Annotated in this window: 19 protein-coding genes and 1 pseudogene; 10 read left to right on the top strand and 10 right to left on the bottom strand. The window is 34.3% G+C overall.

The window, feature by feature from the left end; genetic code table 11:
* The first annotated feature begins 9 nt into the window (after nt 1-9).
* The 5 genes from AC5LWL_RS23130 to AC5LWL_RS23110 all read left to right on the top strand — a co-directional run bounded on the left by AC5LWL_RS23130 (nt 10) and on the right by AC5LWL_RS23110 (nt 3,843).
* Nucleotides 10-978 carry a zinc-binding alcohol dehydrogenase family protein gene (locus AC5LWL_RS23130; RefSeq protein ID WP_493436485.1) on the top strand — a complete coding sequence of 323 codons (969 nt, stop codon included), beginning with the start codon at nt 10-12 and terminating at the stop codon, nt 976-978.
* Between the two features lie 107 nt (nt 979-1,085).
* Nucleotides 1,086-1,685 carry a cysteine hydrolase family protein gene (locus AC5LWL_RS23125; protein ID WP_493436484.1) on the top strand — a complete coding sequence of 200 codons (600 nt, stop codon included), beginning with the start codon at nt 1,086-1,088 and terminating at the stop codon, nt 1,683-1,685.
* A gap of 268 nt (nt 1,686-1,953) precedes the next feature.
* Nucleotides 1,954-2,535: a hypothetical protein gene (locus AC5LWL_RS23120; RefSeq protein ID WP_493436483.1), complete on the top strand. Its 582-nt coding sequence runs from the start codon at nt 1,954-1,956 to the stop codon at nt 2,533-2,535.
* 89 nt (nt 2,536-2,624) lie between these two features.
* Entirely contained in the window at nt 2,625-3,047 is a 423-nt protein-coding gene (locus tag AC5LWL_RS23115; RefSeq protein ID WP_493436482.1) for a PPC domain-containing DNA-binding protein, read from the top strand.
* A 19-nt stretch (nt 3,048-3,066) separates the two neighbouring features.
* On the top strand, nt 3,067-3,843 hold the full coding sequence (locus tag AC5LWL_RS23110) for an alpha/beta fold hydrolase (protein ID WP_493436481.1): 777 nt from the start codon (nt 3,067-3,069) through the stop codon (nt 3,841-3,843).
* 207 nt (nt 3,844-4,050) lie between these two features.
* Here the strand turns inward: AC5LWL_RS23110 and AC5LWL_RS23105 are convergent, their stop codons facing one another.
* A complete protein-coding gene (locus AC5LWL_RS23105) occupies nt 4,051-5,079 on the bottom strand; it encodes an NADH:flavin oxidoreductase/NADH oxidase (protein WP_493436480.1) in 1,029 nt (342 codons plus the stop codon).
* Nucleotides 5,080-5,465: 386 nt separating this feature from the next.
* Nucleotides 5,466-5,780 carry an ArsR/SmtB family transcription factor gene (locus AC5LWL_RS23100; RefSeq protein ID WP_493436479.1) on the bottom strand — a complete coding sequence of 105 codons (315 nt, stop codon included), beginning with the start codon at nt 5,778-5,780 and terminating at the stop codon, nt 5,466-5,468.
* Nucleotides 5,781-7,022: 1,242 nt separating this feature from the next.
* Between AC5LWL_RS23100 and AC5LWL_RS23095 the strand changes: the two genes are divergently transcribed.
* Nucleotides 7,023-7,808, top strand: a complete 786-nt coding sequence (locus tag AC5LWL_RS23095) for a DUF5677 domain-containing protein (protein WP_493436478.1) — start codon at nt 7,023-7,025, stop codon at nt 7,806-7,808.
* A gap of 87 nt (nt 7,809-7,895) precedes the next feature.
* Nucleotides 7,896-8,093, top strand: a complete 198-nt coding sequence (locus AC5LWL_RS23090) for a hypothetical protein (RefSeq protein WP_493436477.1) — start codon at nt 7,896-7,898, stop codon at nt 8,091-8,093.
* A 149-nt stretch (nt 8,094-8,242) separates the two neighbouring features.
* Here the strand turns inward: AC5LWL_RS23090 and AC5LWL_RS23085 are convergent, their stop codons facing one another.
* From AC5LWL_RS23085 to AC5LWL_RS23060, 6 genes are all read right to left on the bottom strand, one after another.
* Entirely contained in the window at nt 8,243-8,431 is a 189-nt protein-coding gene (locus AC5LWL_RS23085) for a hypothetical protein (RefSeq protein ID WP_493433162.1), read from the bottom strand.
* Complete coding sequence (locus tag AC5LWL_RS23080; RefSeq protein WP_493433163.1) at nt 8,421-9,212, bottom strand: ExeA family protein; 792 nt, start codon at nt 9,210-9,212, stop codon at nt 8,421-8,423. Before AC5LWL_RS23080 ends, AC5LWL_RS23085 begins: the two co-directional genes overlap by 11 nt.
* Nucleotides 9,206-10,597 (bottom strand): transposase, encoded by a 1,392-nt coding sequence (locus AC5LWL_RS23075; RefSeq protein WP_493433164.1) that lies wholly within the window; start codon nt 10,595-10,597, stop codon nt 9,206-9,208. The genes AC5LWL_RS23080 and AC5LWL_RS23075 overlap by 7 nt, the downstream gene beginning before the upstream one ends.
* 145 nt (nt 10,598-10,742) lie before the next feature.
* Entirely contained in the window at nt 10,743-11,060 is a 318-nt protein-coding gene (locus tag AC5LWL_RS23070) for a hypothetical protein (RefSeq protein WP_493433165.1), read from the bottom strand.
* A gap of 549 nt (nt 11,061-11,609) precedes the next feature.
* Nucleotides 11,610-11,834, bottom strand: coding sequence for a DUF2188 domain-containing protein (locus AC5LWL_RS23065; RefSeq protein WP_493436476.1), 225 nt, complete (start codon nt 11,832-11,834; stop codon nt 11,610-11,612).
* 108 nt (nt 11,835-11,942) lie between these two features.
* The gene (locus AC5LWL_RS23060) at nt 11,943-12,101 is read right to left on the bottom strand and encodes a hypothetical protein (RefSeq protein ID WP_493436475.1); all 159 of its coding nucleotides are present in this window, start codon (nt 12,099-12,101) and stop codon (nt 11,943-11,945) included.
* Nucleotides 12,102-12,451: 350 nt separating this feature from the next.
* Between AC5LWL_RS23060 and AC5LWL_RS23055 the strand changes: the two are divergent.
* Nucleotides 12,452-13,414, top strand: a pseudogene (locus AC5LWL_RS23055) (TnsD family Tn7-like transposition protein); the annotation flags it as partial.
* 241 nt (nt 13,415-13,655) lie between these two features.
* Entirely contained in the window at nt 13,656-15,557 is a 1,902-nt protein-coding gene (locus tag AC5LWL_RS23050) for a hypothetical protein (protein WP_493436474.1), read from the top strand.
* A 313-nt stretch (nt 15,558-15,870) separates the two neighbouring features.
* Here AC5LWL_RS23050 and AC5LWL_RS23045 read toward each other — a convergent pair whose 3' ends face one another.
* Nucleotides 15,871-16,071, bottom strand: a complete 201-nt coding sequence (locus tag AC5LWL_RS23045; RefSeq protein ID WP_493436473.1) for a hypothetical protein — start codon at nt 16,069-16,071, stop codon at nt 15,871-15,873.
* Between the two features lie 239 nt (nt 16,072-16,310).
* Here AC5LWL_RS23045 and AC5LWL_RS23040 point away from each other — a divergent pair, with 239 nt between their 5' ends.
* Nucleotides 16,311-16,739 (top strand): hypothetical protein, encoded by a 429-nt coding sequence (locus tag AC5LWL_RS23040; RefSeq protein WP_493436472.1) that lies wholly within the window; start codon nt 16,311-16,313, stop codon nt 16,737-16,739.
* Nucleotides 16,740-17,033: 294 nt separating this feature from the next.
* Here the strand turns inward: AC5LWL_RS23040 and AC5LWL_RS23035 are convergent, their stop codons facing one another.
* Nucleotides 17,034-17,690 (bottom strand): Crp/Fnr family transcriptional regulator, encoded by a 657-nt coding sequence (locus AC5LWL_RS23035; RefSeq protein WP_493436471.1) that lies wholly within the window; start codon nt 17,688-17,690, stop codon nt 17,034-17,036.
* Nucleotides 17,691-17,846 lie beyond the last annotated feature (156 nt).

The raw sequence follows: 17,846 nt of genomic DNA, 5'->3' as shown, positions 1-17,846 counted from the left end.
GGACTTTAAATGAAAGCAGTTGTCTTGGAAAAACCCTGTACGGCAAGTGAATTGGCTGTACAGGAAGTTCCCATTCCCAAGGTGAAGACGGGGTGGGTGTTGATAAAAATTAAGGCGTTTGGTATCAATCGGTCGGAAATTTTTACACGGCAGGGAGATTCACCATCAGTAAAACTCCCCCGAATAATTGGGATTGAATGCGCAGGAGAAATTGAAGATCCATCAGATAGTTCTTTTCAAAAAGGTCAACGGGTTGTATCCCTAATGGGTGGGCTTGGGCGAGAATTTGATGGGAGTTATGCGGAATACGCCCTTATTCCTTCCTCTCAGGTTTATCCGATTAACAACGATATGGACTGGGTAGAACTTGCTGCTATTCCTGAAATGTATTACACAGCATATGCTTCCCTTTTTGATACATTACGGCTGAAGAAAGGAGAAACCCTTCTGATCCGTGGAGGAAGCAGCTCTGTTGGTCTAGCTGCGCTGCAACTTGCTAAAAGTGTCGGTGCCACTGTGGTTTCGACTACCCGGAATAAAAACAAGTTGGAGTTTTTAAAGCAATATGGTGCTGATTTTGTTTTGCTAGATGATGAAAGTTTATCAGAAAAACTTTTCTCACTTTTTCCAAACGGCGTGAACAAAGTTTTAGAACTAGTAGGTACGGTCACGTTAAAAAGTTCGCTGAAATTACTTTCAGAACATGGAATCTTATGTATGACTGGTATATTAGGCGGTGAATGGGTGCTGGATAATTTTGAGCCTATGATGGATATTCCTTCTGGTACCTATTTTACTCAGTTTGATAGCGGAGTAAATTTTAAAGAACAATTATTGGGTGAACTTTTTAACCATATCGAACTGCATAAAATTAATGTTCCAATTGCAAAAGTATTCCCTCTTGATGAAATCGATAAGGCGCATCTCATGATGGAATGCAATGTGGCAAATGGGAAAATTGTCGTTGTAAATTCTTAGTAGATGATAAATTTACCCAAATACACAAATGTTATTTTAGTTATACTAATAAATTTTTTTGATATACGACATACAAAAATATGGAATGATAAGGGAGTAGATACAAAATGAAATTTGACGCTAATAAAACAGCTTTACTAATTGTTGATCTACAAAATGATAATTTAATGAAAGGCGGAAAATTCGAAGATTCGGGTGCTGTAGAACATGCTAAGAAACAAAATGTTGTTGAAAATATTAAAGCTATTGCAGATAAAGCAAGAGAGGTAGGAATCCCTGTTTTCCAGAACCTGTTTGTCGTTGAAAAGGGAGCAAAAGGTATAGGTAATAGAGCTCCAATATTTAGAGCCATAGCGGAAACAGGAAGTATCGTTAGAGGAACTTGGGGAGCTGCATCAGTTGAAGGAGTAAAGCCTAAAGAAGGAGATTTCGTAATTGAAAAGTCTACGATGAGTGCCTTTAATGGTACTCAATTAGATACCTTATTAAGAGGATTAGGCATTGAAACAATTATCGTTACAGGAGTATGGACGAACATGGCTGTCGAGCATACCTGTAGGGATGGCGCAGATCATGGATATAATGTGGTCATTGCAACGGATGGAACATCAACTATTAGTGAAGAATGGCAAGAAGCAGCATTAAACTATGCTATGAACAATATAGCGACAAAAATGACAACAGCAGAGATAGTTAGCAATATGTAATAAATTAAATTTATTAAACTGATACTTCAGACGGGATTAAAGATTCCAGGAGTGTACAGACCTGCTCAAGAATAGAGGGCTGATATTGGATTGGAAGCTTCCAAAGTATAAAAAGTGAGATAAAGAAGAACTGAGAAACAACTATCAGGTGCTATCCGCCATAGAACCCTCGCACCAGAACGTTTGATTAAAGGAGGAAACCATTATGAGTACACAGACCATCACTTACGATTTAGGGACACTGCCAGAAGGAGCAGTGCTGCAGTCTGTGACCGCCACACCGGTTACTATAGAAGGGAAACAAGCTCTTCGTGTTACTTTGACAGATGAAGTTTCAAAAGGTGTACCTGATGTTGATTTCGTCGATATGCCAACATTTTTAATGATACCTGCAGTTTTTAAGAATGGAACGATTTCAGTAAATGTGTACAGCAGGTTGAGGGATGATGCACCGGATCATGCACGTGGGTTCGCAGGATTGTCGTACCGAATCGGCGATGATTCTTTCGAAGCAGCCTATGTTCGTCCTTTAAACGGATTGAAAGTAAATCCTGAACCTCCTCGTGATAAACGTGCCGTTCAGTATTTTGCATACCCCGATTGGCGTTTCGAACGTTTAAGACAGGAATACCCAGATGGTCGATTTGAAGCAGGGGCGAATATCGGTCCTTCCGAATGGATTAATTTAAAGCTGGAAATTGATGAGACTCGTCTTACAGTCTTTGTCGATGGAAATGAACGTCTTACTTTAGATAAAACAATGGCGGAAGTAACAACAGGCAATATCGGTCTGTTTGTAGACATCGGCACCGAGGCTTTCTTTTCCAATCTTCAAGTTACACATCGTTGACGCACAATATCACGGCGTGGCAAAAAATTTCATTAATGAATTTCTAATTAATCATCGGATTTGACTTTATTATATAAGGAGAGAAAATCATGGAATACAAAAGATTTGGTTCAAAAGTGGTGATACGCCTTGATGCTGGTGATGAAATTATCGCCTCGATAACTGATGTATGTGTTAAAGAGGATATAAGCTCAGGCATTATTCAGGGAATTGGTGCAACTGAAGAGTTGAGGACCCGTATTTATGACAAGGCTTCGGATACATTTGTGTTTAAAGATTTGACGGGTTCTAGGGAAATAACCTCACTTACAGGCAACATCACCATGACAGCAGAAGACGAACTGTTTATCCACACTCATATCACTACTGCCGACAAAGAGATGAACATTACTGGCGGACATCTAATGTCTTGCATCGTTTCTGTAACAAGTGAAATTTTCCTTGATATTCTTGATGGCACAGTCAATCGTTATCCCTCAGAAGGGGGTTTATTTGGACGTTTAAAACTATAATTTATTGAGGTGTTAAAACATGGACGTTAATAAAAATTACTTTACAACTTCTGATGGGGTAAAACTTTTTTACCGCATTTCCGGTACTGGCAACCCACTGGTCATCCTGAGTGGGTATACTCAGGATACAACAGGTTTTTCAAAGAATTATGAGGAGTTGGGGAAGCACTTCACCGTATACACATTTGATTATCGTGCACACGGTCTTTCAGATACTCCAGAGTATGGCTATCATATAGAACGATTGGCTAAAGATTTCTATGAGTTTATGGAGCATGTGGAACTGGATAAGACTTTTCTCTTAGCTCACTCAATGGGAAATGCTGTCGCATGGTGCTATTTTTCAATCTTTGGACAGGATAAAATAATGAAGTATATTCTTGAAGATGAAGCACCTTGTCTAATTGTTGACCCGACTTGGTCAGAAGAAGAAAAAGAAATGTACACAGGGATATTCCAAAAGAAGGATATTTGGGAGCCTCTCATCCCATTGAGTAGTGTGACTGAACAGGAACAGCCTGAGCCAACGCTAAGAGACAAAATGCTCACACGCCTGCTACGGGATCATTTAGCCAGGGATTGGCGAGATATTATACCAACCATAAAGATTCCTACTATGATACTAATGGGAGGGGCAAGTCATTTCGCTTCACCATTACTCTGGAATTGGTTACAAGACAATATTAAAGGTTCTGAGCTGCAAGTAATTACAGCTGAAGAAAACGGTACACATGGAATGCATTCTGCCAATCCAGAAAAATTTAATAAATTAGTTGTAGATTTTCTTTTAAGTTAATTCTTACTTAATCTATAGGGTGGAAAACCGGGCTGTCGTTATGGCAGCTTTTAATTATTTTCTAATTGGAAAGCTAGATAAGGGAATACAAAGCAATTGTAAAATAGTTACTGTTAATTAGTTAAAGATTTAAAGACAGTTAAAAGGCAATCCTCATAATGCGAGGATTGCCTTTTAGTAATTACTTTCAAGTATGATTAAGTGATATTAAATTCTAAATCCAGTTGTATATTGTTTTGGTATATAAGTCTCTTTTTTAAGTATAGTAGCAGCTTCTAGTGCCCAATGAGGGTTTCTTAACATCCCTCTTCCGATAGCTACAAGATCGGCATCTTCATTTCCAATAACAGAGTTTGCTAAAATAGGTTCATCCAATCTTCCAACTGCAATCACTGGAACATTAAGGGCATTTTTTATATCCCTTGCAAGTGAAACCTGATAAGCAGCATGTGTACCAGGTCTTCCTGAAGCAGATATAGGACCTTCTCCTCCAGAAGAGAGATGAAACATATCTACGCCTGCCTGTTGATATTTTTTAGCAAATTCTATACTTTCTTTTATACCGTATCCACCTTCTACATATTCCTTCGCGGATATACGCATTATTAATGGCATATCTTCTGGCATTTCGTCTTTAGCAGCTTCAATAATTTCCCGACCAAACATAGTTAGTTCCTTTCCATATTCATCTTCTCTCTTATTGGTTAAAGGAGAATGGAACTGATGAATTAAATATCCGTGTGCACCATGGATTTCAATTGCGTCAAATCCTGCTTTTACTGCAAGCTGTACTGCCTTACGAAATTTTTCTACCATTTCTTTTACTTCAACAGTTGAAAGAGCTCTAGGTGTTTTTGAATTTTCATCAAATGGAATAGCAGAAGGAGCAACAGGTTCTTCAGCATCTTCTGCTTTACGTCCAGCGTGAGCAATCTGGATACCTACTTTGGCTCCATATTGATGACAAGCTTCAACAATTCGTGCTAAAGGAGGAACTTGTTCGTCTGACCATAATCCTAAGTCAAAGTCTGTAATTCGCCCATCAGGTTCTACATCTGTCATCTCAACGATAATAAAACCAGCCCCACCGATTGCTCGATTTACATAGTGTAAGTAATGCCAATCAGTTGCAACTCCATCTTTCTTTTCCACTGAATATTGGCACATTGGAGGCATAACTATACGGTTTTTTACTTCCAATCCTTTTAATTTAAAGGGACTAAATAAATGTTTCATCATAAAAACTCCTTTTTAAATAATTTTATTTAAATTACCCACGATACTAGGGGAAATACTAATTATTACTTAATAACTAAATAATCTGTCTATCTTTTTGGGTTACTTTACCCCTATGAGGTAGCATTTTTGTTTGATTTTACATGCTGTGCATATAATAGGACCGTAATTATTGTCCCCAAAAAAAGGTTATAAAAACTTGTTTCTAGCTGTCCAATGGTTTTCCGGAGTTCATCATAAATGTTCCCGCAAAGCTAAGTTTTGCACTTGCTAAGAACCCTAGTAGATATGAAAAGTAACTCATTAGATAAATCCTTCTAAGTATCTATATTTAAATATCTGGAATAATCGATGTAAGGCATATTTTAAAACAGAAATCAACTGGCTTAAATTTCTGTTTTAAAATATTCAGCAAACTGACGAATAACTTCTTCGTTCCTTCTATAATAAGTCCATTGACCATAACGAACTGATTCAAGTAGACCAGCTTTCTGCATTATATTTAAGTAGTGAGAGACCGTAGATTGAGAAGTTTTAGCCTTTTCTTGTATATCTCCTACACATACTCCGCCTTTATAGCTTACCTCCTTTGGCAGGTGAGCGCCTTGTTTAGGGAAATGCTTCTCTGGCTCTTTCAACCACTGTAAAATGTTAAGTCGAGTTTCGTTTGATAATGCCTTAAAGATATCAATTGGTTCCATGTATCATATTATATATCGGTTTTTTTCGATATGTCAATTTAGGGGATTTAAGATTATGCCTATTATTCAGCTTTGTTACTGAAAAGAGTATGTGAAGCGATGTACTTAAACTATAGGGGGCTTTAGTTGAAGAAGGAGTTAGAAATAATTAAACTTTCTTATAAAAAAATCTAACCGAGTTATTAAAAGGAAATCCACTTTGACCAATCTTTGTTCAAAACGAATGGGTTTCTTCTATATATATAATCAATGTTTTCCACATCCTTTTGATCAAACTTTATTCCAAACCAACATCGATGTTACCGCAAATCATAAACGGTAAATAGCACGAGTGAAAATTGGAGCAACTCTCCAGTTTTCCTCGTGTTTTTTGTTTCTAAAAATCCTGGAAAAAGCATGAGAAAGGCAAGAGGAAAGCGAATATAAAAGCAGGGGAAAAGCCTGAAAAACCAATGGTTTTTAAAAAGAAGGGAGAAAGAAAGGGGAGAAAAAACGCATGACAAAACGCAGGAGAACACCCTTCTGAACCTCCTAATTCCTGTCATTTCATTTACCAACTATGTTTTCCTGAAAATCTTGATTTCTGACAGAAAATAGGAAGAAAAGAAGGAGGAATATTTACCGTTAATATTTAACTACAGAAATTGGGAAGTTGGATAAAGGCAGGAATGGCAAGGGTTTATGAGAAGGGGTGGAGGAAGGTCGAGTGTACAACTTAGTTTTTCAACTATATAGAAGGCAGGACTTTATGAATATAGAATCTAAGTTGAATTTGAATTTTTAGGGGTAATTGTAGATTAAAATAAAGTCCGACTATTTAAAACAAAGTTTGACCGTTTATAAAAAGGATTGATCAAAATATAGTGCATGTTTTCGTGGAAATATTGGTATATCAAGGTTTTTGGGATTTTTTTTGATCAAACTTTATTTTAAAAACATGTGGTTTGAAATATAAAAATTAAAGGTTTTGATCAATCTTTTTTTCAAATACAAAAATTAGTTGTATTGATATATCAACATTTTCACCATATTTTTAATCAAACTTTATTCCAAAGCTACAGTAATAGAATTTAAAATAAAAGATATTCATTTAATGTAGGTGGTGGAAAGATAAAAGATGTAAAACAAAGGAAGGAAAATGCAATAGTTTATAGAAATTTTACAAAAAGATATTTAATCTATTTGGTTAGAGTTATGTGAATCTTACTATGAGAACAATAAGGGATAAGGAGATAATTAGATATGGGTATCAATGTGCATTTATCTAATCTAAAAGAATACTCACAGACTATTTATGAAATATTTTATGATATTGAAGGTTCAGAGGAGTTTAGACAAAATGTTGACCCTGAGTTAAAACAATTCTTTTATCTTTCCTACATTAAATGTAAAAGAAACTTCAAAGCTATAAATATGCTTATTTATTCAAAAGAGCTTCAGAACGGTTATATTGAGGCAATACCGCTGTTAAGAGTATTGGTAGAGAGCTATTTGCACTTTTGTTATATAATTAATCCAGACTATAAAGCAGAAGTAATCATGAATTATGATAAGTTAAATAAATACCAGTTAAACCAAATGATAAATAATCGTATTGGTTATAAAATAAAACTTACTGGTATTGCTGATAAAAAACTTTTGAAATCAGTAAGAAGAAGTGTAAAAGGGATTAAGTTTGCAGATTTAGGACCTTTCAAGGATATACATGAACTGGCAAAAAAGACAGATAATGAGTTAGTTTATAATAATATTTATAGAAAGTTTCATAGTTATGTTCATTTTAATCCAACAACATATGTATCCTATGGCTCGGATACAGAGGGTAAAGGGTTTAACTTTGATAGATATGAACCACAACCAGAAAGAGAATGTGAAATTTTATATTACTCTACTGACATAATAATTCGTATGATTGTTCAAGTATTGACCTATGTAGGAATAAAGGAAGTTCACCAAGATTTACATAGAGATATTAGTAAATGGGTCAAATTAAAAGAGGAATATGAAAAGGTGATTTCATCCAAATGAGGTTTAGATAAAGACAAGAAAAATAAGGGATTGAGTCTGACTTGTCACATTAAGATAAGGCTTCTTTAATTAAAGGAGGTTAAGGGAATGTTTGCTGGTGAAAAATTGATTAAGGAAATTGAGGAGTTTGACAATGCATTTACAGACGGAATATTTGCTTATCCTCGAAACCCAAATGAACCGAAGGTAAAGGTTAGAGCCTTGTGGGATTATTGTCAAGAAAAAGGCGGAATAGAACCGAAAGATTTAACCCCAGAAGAAATGGAAAAGTTCCTTAAATACTAATTTTAATATATACAAAAAGTCATAAGGGAACAGTGTCCGCAGCCACTTTCGATGGCGGTTAACTGGCCAGTGGCAGTGACATGGCAACTGAATAACAGTCACCCTCAATGCCACTGGCATTTACAAAAGTCAGCTTAATTGCCGATGGTTTAAAATGTCAAATCCCCTATCAGATCCTTCGATTCTTTTTTAAGCAAACCATTCAATTGATACAAGGTATTTCTAATTTCCATTAACTCGTTTATTTCCGTTCTTAACCGCTCAATGGTTGCTTCCATCTCGACAATTCCATTCTCCAATTGTACATAATAATCGGTACTTACACTTCTACAGTTCATTTACTACCCGATGGATATGGGATTCTCCCACAATCTTATTTCCTTGTATGAAAGCATCTAATAGGCTTTGACTACATAGTGTATTAATTTTTCTTGGAATCCCTTGGCTGAAGTTATAAATTGCTGTAATAGCCTCTTCCGAAAAGATTTCTTGGGGTGTTTCTACCACTTTTAATTGGTGACGAATATACTCATTCGTTTCTTTTTCTGTTAGACCACTTATTTGATATCGCATTTGAATTCGCTGTTCAATGGCTTCCATTTGCTTTACCCTTAATAGATTCCGTAAACTAGATTGCCCCACCACGATAAGGGATAGAGGGGACATGGAATCTTCTTTAAAATTAAGAATGAAGCGAAGTTCTTGTAGCATAGAATCGGAAAAATGATGAGCTTCATCTAAAATAACGACTATCTGCTTTTTTTCATTCTCATAAATATCAAGCATCAAAGACTGATATTGACGCTTCGCATCTGTTGATCGAAAGGCTGGTTGGATACCGAAGTTCTGCAGAACTTCTCTATAAAAAAGTTTTGGTGTTAGGGAAGAATCACAAATATATAGGTAATGATAATGAATCGGATCTAATTGCTGGACCAATGATCGAATAGCCGTTGATTTCCCCATCCCTGCTTCTCCTGTTAAAAGGCAAAACTGACGCTGTTGTACCGAATATTCTAAACGGGCAGCAGCTTCTTTTTGGCTGGAGGAATGGAACAAGTGCATTGGAGAAATTTCACGGGTGAAAGGAACTGCCTTCATTTCAAAAAAGTCTAACATGATTCATTCCCCCTTGATTGTGTCTCTTTTAATTTGGCAAAACTAGTAGTCCCTATTTGTTTTCGCTTTTCTTCTTCCTGATGTTTTTTCAACTGCTCTAAGAAACTAGAAACTCCTGCAGGCGTTTGAACGTTATCTGTTTCATCCGGTAATTTGGAGTGGCTTTGATTTCGAAGTACTGCCGGTTTCGCATCTTCGAAGCGTTCATTATCCTTCCATACTTGAATGGTTGTTAAATCAAACGGATTATATCTGATTTGAATTCGTTTCCCGCGTAAGGAGGAATCAACATCATATTGATTTCCTTCTAGTTCAATTATTGCTGTTTTTCGGACAGTTCGTTCCTCTTCCCAAAGAAAAATGTCTTTTAATATTTCTGCAGGAAGGTGACGCGTATGATTTGCCTGTGCTTCATATCGCTTTTTAGGTGTTTGTTTTGTACTTCGATGAATTCGGTTATCATAAGCTTCTAACCAAGAGCCCAAGTAATTGTTCAATTGCTTCAATGTCAAGAGCTTCCCCTGATTAATTAATAAATTTGCTTCTCCAGTAAAGCTACTATCTACAAATTGAAAAAATTTCTCAATTTTCCCTTTTGATTCTGGCGAATATGGCTTAGCATGGATAAGCTTAGTCCCCATTCTCGCACACATAATATGAAACTGCTTAGCACTATAAACGGAGCCATTATCACAGAAAAACAGGTTGGGTACTCCAAACTTTAAAACAGCTTTTTGGACACACCTTTCAAGACGAGGATACCTTTCTTCCATAAAAAATTCCGCATGCATAATTCGGCGACTATGATCATCGATTATAGCTATAAGATAAGCCTTTTTACGTTTTTCAAGATTTTTTGGATCGGGTAAGTAAAGAGTGTGCTGCGTATCTGCCTGCCAACAATCATTTGGTGTATCATGTTCAAAATGACGAAACTCCTTCTTTACCGCACGGTAAAGGTCCTTTTTACTCCAGCCCATTTCTTGAAAATAACGAGATAAAGTTCGTGGTTTGAGGACACCTAATGGAACTGTTTCCTCTAACTCTAGTATTCTGATGACCTGTTCAACACTTCGACTAGGTAATTCCTTTCGTAATTCGATTGCACGTTTCAGTATATCTGGGTTCTGATTTTGTAAACTTCCTTTTTTTTCTCTTACTTGAGGCTTCAGGCCTTCAAACCCTTTCTCTTCATATGCTTGAAGGTACCTTTCTAATGATCGAACACTTACTGTACTTCGTTCACTGCCTGGGATGGTATACCTTTGCTTTGCAATTTCCCTCAAAAGGGCATACCTTTCCCCAGGTTGTAGCTGTCTTTGAACAACTGGAGCAATTAATCCAAATCGAAAAGCAGCTAATTCATTACGTATCGTTTCATTCATCTTGTTTTCTCCTTTCCTACCATAAAATAGGGAACTAACCCCATTTTCCCCGAATTACCTTTTGTAGAATAGGGACATATTTTGTGGAGTAAGAAAAAGGAAATAAATCCAATTTTGCGTAATTAATCCGACAGCTTCACTGACTTCAGGAGTACGAGAAACGTTGGCGGAGATTAATCATAGAAAATAGCCTTCCTTTACAAGGAATAGACTCTTTTTTACCAAAATAGAAAGAGAGAAGAAAATGAATCTCTTGATTAGAGGTTATTCCTTGTCGATAAAGAGACAGTAATCCATCTGCTTCTTGGAACTTCACAGCCCATTCTTTTCGTTGGCTAATCCACCATTCCCCTAGAAAATTAAAAAAATGTTTCTTCCATCTATAGAGAGTTTTAAGGGATATCACAGAAACAGAAGAAGTGGTTAACCATTCAGCTAACTGACTAATAGGAATTCCCGCCATCAACCACCGTACAAAAAATTCATAAATATGATTCGCAAACCTTGCCCACGAGAGAGAAAAGCAAGGCATTAATGAAAAAGTCATATTACAAACGGGACATCTTCTTCGCATGATAGGAATCCGGAAGGATTGATGTTTAAAATGAACTGTTTTTTCATATTTCCCGTGTTTTCTGGTAATCCTCCCGCAGCAAGGACAAAAAGTATTTTCATTGTAAGTTTCGATGAATCTTTTATATTTCTTGAAAGTAAGAGGACAATCTAGTAAAATATGCATAGTAAGTGGGAGGTTATTTGTTCTCTGGCCGCCAAGCAAAGAGGAACAAATAGCCTTTTTCCTTTTCTAGTTTAAGAGCCGTCAGCTCTACTGACCCATTATACTATGGTCAGTAGAGCTGACGGCTCTTTTTTTGCATTCTCTCCGATAAAAATAGAGACCAGTACTCTCATAATAGCGACATTAGAGCAGGCTACGAACAGAACAGGGAGTATGCGATTCCTCCCTGTTGCAGTAAAAACATTTATTGAATCCTTATGGATTTTATTTCAATTAACCTCTCGGTGGGTAAGGGTCGTTTCCGTAGCTGTTTCTTTCTCTAATTTGTCCTTTTTTGTTATGAATGAAAAGTTCAGATTGTTGATTTTTTGCAACATCTCTTCCAAATGAAATAGCTTCTCGTTGAGTGTTAAAAACTTTTGTAGCTCTTGTATTTCCTGCACCTTTAACTTGAAAACCACCTTTAGAATGTGGAGTAACATGCTGATTTTTATCCATCTATACATCACCTCATTAGTTAATATGGTGTGGGAGGCGAACGTAAGTCCTCTTTAATAAAAATGAAATTTATTGTAATATAAACGTGGATATATAATTCTATGGCTCTTATTTGTTCTGCAAAACAAATAAGGGCTTTTTTATTTTAGCTTTCTCTTTAACTTGTTCGAGCTTCTGCATTTCTCGTTTTACTTGTTTATCTACTTCTCTATTTAACTCTCTAATTGCTCTATTAACTTGCGAAGTATTGATTCGTACTCGTACCATTTAGTTCACCTCCTTGTTTGTAATCTAGGTATTTACTTTTCTACCCCCACAATTAAGAATTATAGCATTATTTTCCTTGTTAAACAACATATAGTATATGTTTGGTGTTAAAATATACTATATGTTGTGTTTGTTTGGAAATTTTTATATTTTGTCAAATGCGAAAATATTAGAAAATTTGAGGATACTCATGATTATTGTAGTAAATGATAGAGTTTCAACAATTTCTACACAATTTACTCATTTGCAATAATTGTTTCAGTAATTTTTCATATTCAATCATCTACTTTTTGCCTCGTCTTAATTATCTTGTTTAATACTTCTCCCCCCAGCTCTGTCATTCTGCTGCTGAATTTTTTACAAATGAATATACTTATTCCCCTTTTGGAAATGGTCCTTGGGTATGTCATAATCCAGTTTGTGATAAAAAAACAGAATTAAACTGTATCAATTATTCAAGTGATTGCAAAGAAGTATATGGTGACTATCTATGTGCATGTGGTTTTAAAGAACGAAGATATTTGAATGGAAAAAGTAAAGTGTTGGATTTTGGAGAAGTTTGGGAGCAAAGGTTGGTTAGGCTTATTCAAGAAGGCGCAGGGATAAAATCTATTTCTAAATTGCTTAAGGCGGATATAGCTACAATAAAAAAATATGCAGAAAAGAACAATGTTTTGGATAAATGGAAACCCTCAAGGGGATATATTCCACTTAAGAAAAGTGAAAGTACAATTAACAAGGTAAATCATTATGATTTATGGGTGAATAAAATTAAAGAAAATCCGCATTTGAATAAAAAGGGAATAAGAGCGTTAATTCCTGCAACTTATATTTGGTTGTACAGGCATGATAAACAGTTTTTAATGGAAAATAATCCAACATCATTGTTCCAACCTAAAAAACAAGAAGTAAAGGTTGATTGGGTTGTAAGGGATACAGAGTTGCTACAGAAAGTGATAATAATTGTTCAAAATTGGGATAAAGAAAATAAAAAGCCACAGCGAAAAACAAAAACCTCTATAGGAAAAAAAACACAAAAAATACATTGGCTAGAAAAATATCCGAGTTTTTTCCCTGAGACCCTTGGCTATATTGAATCGGTGGTAGAATCTATCGAAAACTTTCAAATAAGACGTGTTAAGTGGATTCTTGATAATGAGTTTATTAATCGTCAGGTTAAGGAGTGGCAATTATATAGAAGAGCAGGTTTACGTGCAGATGTTCCACTTAAATTGAAAAAATTTATTAAGGATGAAGTAAATGCTCATAATATCAAATTTTCCAAAATAGTACCTCACAAATTGAAACTTTAATCATCTCTTGTTAGTAAAAAAGGTGCCCTTTAAAGGGCACCTTTTTTTATATCGTAATTGGAGACACCGTATAGGAAGTTGAGGATTAATCATCGTTCAACCCCCGCAGGTGCATCCGTGTACTTTAGAGTTTATTTTATTCAAGATAAATAAAAAAATACCTTGTATACATTAATTATATATATAATAATTGAGTTGTCAAGTGCTATATATGAACTAATAATAAGGTGATGAATATAAAATGTCCAAGAAAGAGAATGGGGTTAAGGAAGCTGACGTACCATCTAAAGAACAAATTGAGGAGAACAAACAAGAAAATGAAAAAAAATGGATAAAAAACGCAAAGGATTATTTTGTAATGAAATTTTTTAGCTACTTTAATAAAGAAAATAATCTTATATTAAAGAGGTCTGAAAGCTTTAGGTACTTAATTAAAGAAATTATAGAGGTAAATACTGAAATAAAATTAGCAAAAAATGATGTAGAAGTAAGAAGACTAAATAAAGCAATGACATATTTATTTGAAGAACTGAGTTTTATTATAGGGTATAATCCAATTTTTAAATGTGAAAAACTAACAAAAGATTTTTCACAAGTAAAAAAATTAATTGATAATTGTTTGAAGTCTAAAAACAATAAGAATGAAGTAGAAAGCTTTCAACTAGTTGTTAATAAAGCTATTAACTCGCTTGTTTCTCTAAATAAGAAAATGAATCAAATAGATATAATTAATTCTCATTTTCAAATAATTCTTAAACAAGTAGAAGCCTTTCAATTTAACGATGTGGATATAATTGTTGACTCTCTAGTAAATGAATCGTTATTTATGCATTCCCACAAACATATAAAAGAGTGGATTGAACATTACAGCAAATCGAATGAACCATCTGGTTCCGATTCTTATATTGAAAATCTACAAAGAGATTTTACTAAAGAAAATTTTGTGAACAAAGAAAGTTCTTATATAGTTAGATTACACTTTCCAAAATCCATACTAGAGAAAATAAATTTAGATAATGAACAGTTACTTTTAAAAGTAGAAGATATAAAAATGTTTTCTGACAATATTTTAAAATTTATAAAAATTGAAAACCACTTGTTCCCTAAAAAAGAGGGAGTATACTACATACAACAAGAAGTAGTAGCAGCTGATAAATATAAAGCGTCTGATATCTTAACTGAAAAACTCAACAGATTTCTTGAAATTTATCAACTTATTGGAAATATCAAAGGCTTAGAGATAAACACCAAGGGATTAATTAGGGAACAAGGCATGTTAAAATGGGAATTTACAGATATTATAGTCAAGGATGATGAGTCGATACAAAATAAAATTACTAATAGGGAAGAAGAGGACATAAAGGAATTTATTCAGCTAAGAAATAAAAGAATTCAAAATCCCAAACAAGGTAATGAATTATTTCTACTTGAAAGAGCATATAGGCTAATTAGTAATTCAAAGGATTTAACATTAGAAAATCAACTTCTTAATGCGTGGTTAGCAATTGAGCATATGGTAACACCATATTTTAGTGATGCAATTATTGAAAAGATTCGCCAAGTGATTCCCAAAGTTGTAAGCCTATATTATGTAAAACAAAGAATGAATGAATTATGGGAAGAAATAAATGAATATTCTAAAACAACAAGTGAACTAGATAACTTTATTAGTGAGTGTAAAAGTGCAGGAAGTTGGAAGTATGAAAAGATTAAGTTTGCAAATAACTTGAAAAATGAAGATAAGGTTCGTGAACTAATGGAAATTACTAAAACTGATATTATTTTAGTAAGAAGGTTTATGGAAATAAATGGTCTACTGAAGAAGCATAAATCAACACAGAAGAGAGTAAAAGAAATTAATGGATTGGTTGCAAATGATTTAAATAGGATTTATCGAATAAGAAATAAAATTGTTCACTCTGGAGTGAATGTACCTGACAACTTGAATTTAATTACTCTTAGGTTAATGAAATATAATACCAGGTTGCTGGGTACAATAATACATTATATGAAAGAATCGGATGAAGTTACGATTGAAGGCGTATTAAATTCAATAGTCGAAACATATGATTGGTTTGTTGATGAGGATACAAAAGGATTAAGCATAGGAGAGACCATTACACCTAGATATTTATATATATAGTTCGAATAAAATCTTGAGAGAACAAAAAGGTTATTTAAATTTAACTCAAAAACAAGTAATTATTCTTTTGTTTCACATATATTTTATTTCTTTATTAGAATTATTATGACTTTTTAAATTATGAATGACTTTTTTCCTTAAGCTTTGAAGTACAACAAATTAAAGCAATTTTAGGATTATTTAAAGGGGAAAAGTCGTTCACAGTAAAATAAAGGGATACACACTTTTATTGTGAACGACTTTTTTTCGTGATGACATCGATTATCCCCCCGCCACTTTCTTCTTCTCCAAGCTAAAAAGTCGGTACCTACTGCTAAATAGTTGGTATCCAAACGGCAAAGGAAGTGGGAAGTGCAGCGGGTAGTTCCGATATGTATTCAATCGGTTTTTCAATTATAAAATCAATACAAATCCAGGCTGAATCCAATACGGGTTCAGTCTTTTTCTTTTGCTCAATATCTGTCCAATCCCTATTCAGTAGGTTTCCTAATTGTAATGCCATCTCAAATCGCAACTTTTCTCCGGATTCTTTCCTTCATTATCGGTACCAACTCTTTAACATTATCTGAATATTCTATGCAAGCCAGAAGGCTGATTTCAGGCCATTTTCAGGGGTTTTAGGGAAGAACTAAAAGGGAGCTAAATATCGATTAAAAAATAAAATAGTTGTTTAAGTATTTATACAATTTACATCCGTTCGCTTATTATTAAAATAAGTGAACGGATGTTTTTTTTTAGAAGGGAGCATAGACTATGGTTGAAAAAATTAAAGTACGTTTAACGACAGACTTAACAAAGTATTTGCCAGGATTAGTAGAAGGGACTGAAGGCTTTACAGTTGGCAGTCAAGGGATATGGAGTCGAAGTTTCAATCGATTTGTTAGTGTGAACTTTCCCGGTAAAGGAACAATAGATGTTTTATGGAAGTCACTTGAGGTTATAGACGAAAAATATTTACAAGAGAAAGGAGAACGAGAAGCTAAACGACTGGAAGAATATAAATCAGCCAAAAATGTCATCAAACATGTTGGACCTAGAGGTGGATTTAAAAATTTGAGTTATGAGTATATTGATTCGAATGGCGCGAAAGTGAATACTACCTTAGGAATTAAATCTGAAGCAGAGACATTGATTGAGGTTTTTAACAGTTACGGAATAGAAGTGATGGAAAAGGTTATTTAGTAATTTAATATGAGTTGTATATTGAATGTAATGTTAGAAAAGCACTCTTTGAGAAAATGATAAAGAAGAAATTATACAAAGGGTTTAGTGATGGGGAGGTATACTTTGGCTCCCAGCGCATTAAAGTATTACCATAGTGAGAGTCATGATCCAGAATTCGTATAAAAAGAAAGGCCCCCAAGTTAGTAACACGGGGGACACGGAACTCATATGAAATGAAGGAGAACCTTGATATTAAGAAATTAAATCTCTTTTTGGGGTATTTATTCAAAATATTAGAATAAGAGTAGGAAATCAAAATATAATATTGTCCTCTAATAGTTCCATGTTTGTAATAAATACTCGATGATTTTTAATAGTTATAATGCCATCTTGCTTCAATTGTTTTAAAATTCTGCTAACACTACTTGCTGTTGATATGCCGCAGAACTTTGCAATTTCTTCATTCGTAACTGGGAAATCAATCATTATTCCATCAGGTGTTCGAACACCAAAATGATCATACAAATCGTAAAGCTGTGTACAGACAGCACCCAATTTACCATTTAACAACATCTGTTGCATTTTCTTCATAACATAAAGCAAACGGTGTCTATAGAAATCTTTTACGTAACGTTGGAATTCGGGGTTCTCGTTGATATCCTTCCAAAATTTGACACGATTAATTCGATAAAATTCAGCAGTCTCTGATTCAACGCGGATATTGTAAGGTGAATCAATAAATTGTGAATACTCATCCCTTAATATGGAAACTATTTCAAGATCTGTAATGTATCTAAGATTAAATTCGCGACCATCATTAGAAATTACACTTGCCTTTACAACACCACTCTTCAAAATATAAGTATAACAATCCTCTACACCTTCAAAGGTTAAATACTTATGATAACCCTTTTGGACAATTGGTAAATGATTTTTTTCAACATATTCCTTTAACACGTTATTATCCAAAAAAATCCCCCCCACCAATAATTAGACCTTAAAAATATGTCAAAATCAGAATTTTTTTTATACGTAGTAATTTACAAAAGATATTAACATTTGTTATGTACGTAAATATATTACCATTGCATTTTTTAACATTCTACATATTTGTTATACTTCCCT

The sequence above is a fragment of the Niallia sp. WK069_GA_01 genome (assembly GCF_983173855.1).
The sequence above is the reverse complement of the archived record's forward strand: the minus strand, read 5'-3'. Positions and strand labels throughout refer to the sequence as shown.

Coding starts and splice junctions, on each gene's coding strand:
- AC5LWL_RS23090 (WP_493436477.1), top strand. CDS start 7,896: ATGTTTGCTGGTGAAAAATTGATTAAGGAAATTGAGGAGTTTGACAAT.
- AC5LWL_RS23085 (WP_493433162.1), bottom strand. CDS start 8,431: ATGAACTGTAGAAGTGTAAGTACCGATTATTATGTACAATTGGAGAAT.
- AC5LWL_RS23095 (WP_493436478.1), top strand. CDS start 7,023: ATGGGTATCAATGTGCATTTATCTAATCTAAAAGAATACTCACAGACT.
- AC5LWL_RS23065 (WP_493436476.1), bottom strand. CDS start 11,834: ATGGATAAAAATCAGCATGTTACTCCACATTCTAAAGGTGGTTTTCAA.
- AC5LWL_RS23080 (WP_493433163.1), bottom strand. CDS start 9,212: ATGTTAGACTTTTTTGAAATGAAGGCAGTTCCTTTCACCCGTGAAATT.
- AC5LWL_RS23125 (WP_493436484.1), top strand. CDS start 1,086: ATGAAATTTGACGCTAATAAAACAGCTTTACTAATTGTTGATCTACAA.
- AC5LWL_RS23110 (WP_493436481.1), top strand. CDS start 3,067: ATGGACGTTAATAAAAATTACTTTACAACTTCTGATGGGGTAAAACTT.
- AC5LWL_RS23070 (WP_493433165.1), bottom strand. CDS start 11,060: ATGGCGGGAATTCCTATTAGTCAGTTAGCTGAATGGTTAACCACTTCT.
- AC5LWL_RS23075 (WP_493433164.1), bottom strand. CDS start 10,597: ATGAATGAAACGATACGTAATGAATTAGCTGCTTTTCGATTTGGATTA.
- AC5LWL_RS23040 (WP_493436472.1), top strand. CDS start 16,311: ATGGTTGAAAAAATTAAAGTACGTTTAACGACAGACTTAACAAAGTAT.
- AC5LWL_RS23060 (WP_493436475.1), bottom strand. CDS start 12,101: ATGGTACGAGTACGAATCAATACTTCGCAAGTTAATAGAGCAATTAGA.
- AC5LWL_RS23100 (WP_493436479.1), bottom strand. CDS start 5,780: ATGGAACCAATTGATATCTTTAAGGCATTATCAAACGAAACTCGACTT.
- AC5LWL_RS23130 (WP_493436485.1), top strand. CDS start 10: ATGAAAGCAGTTGTCTTGGAAAAACCCTGTACGGCAAGTGAATTGGCT.
- AC5LWL_RS23115 (WP_493436482.1), top strand. CDS start 2,625: ATGGAATACAAAAGATTTGGTTCAAAAGTGGTGATACGCCTTGATGCT.
- AC5LWL_RS23105 (WP_493436480.1), bottom strand. CDS start 5,079: ATGAAACATTTATTTAGTCCCTTTAAATTAAAAGGATTGGAAGTAAAA.
- AC5LWL_RS23050 (WP_493436474.1), top strand. CDS start 13,656: ATGTCCAAGAAAGAGAATGGGGTTAAGGAAGCTGACGTACCATCTAAA.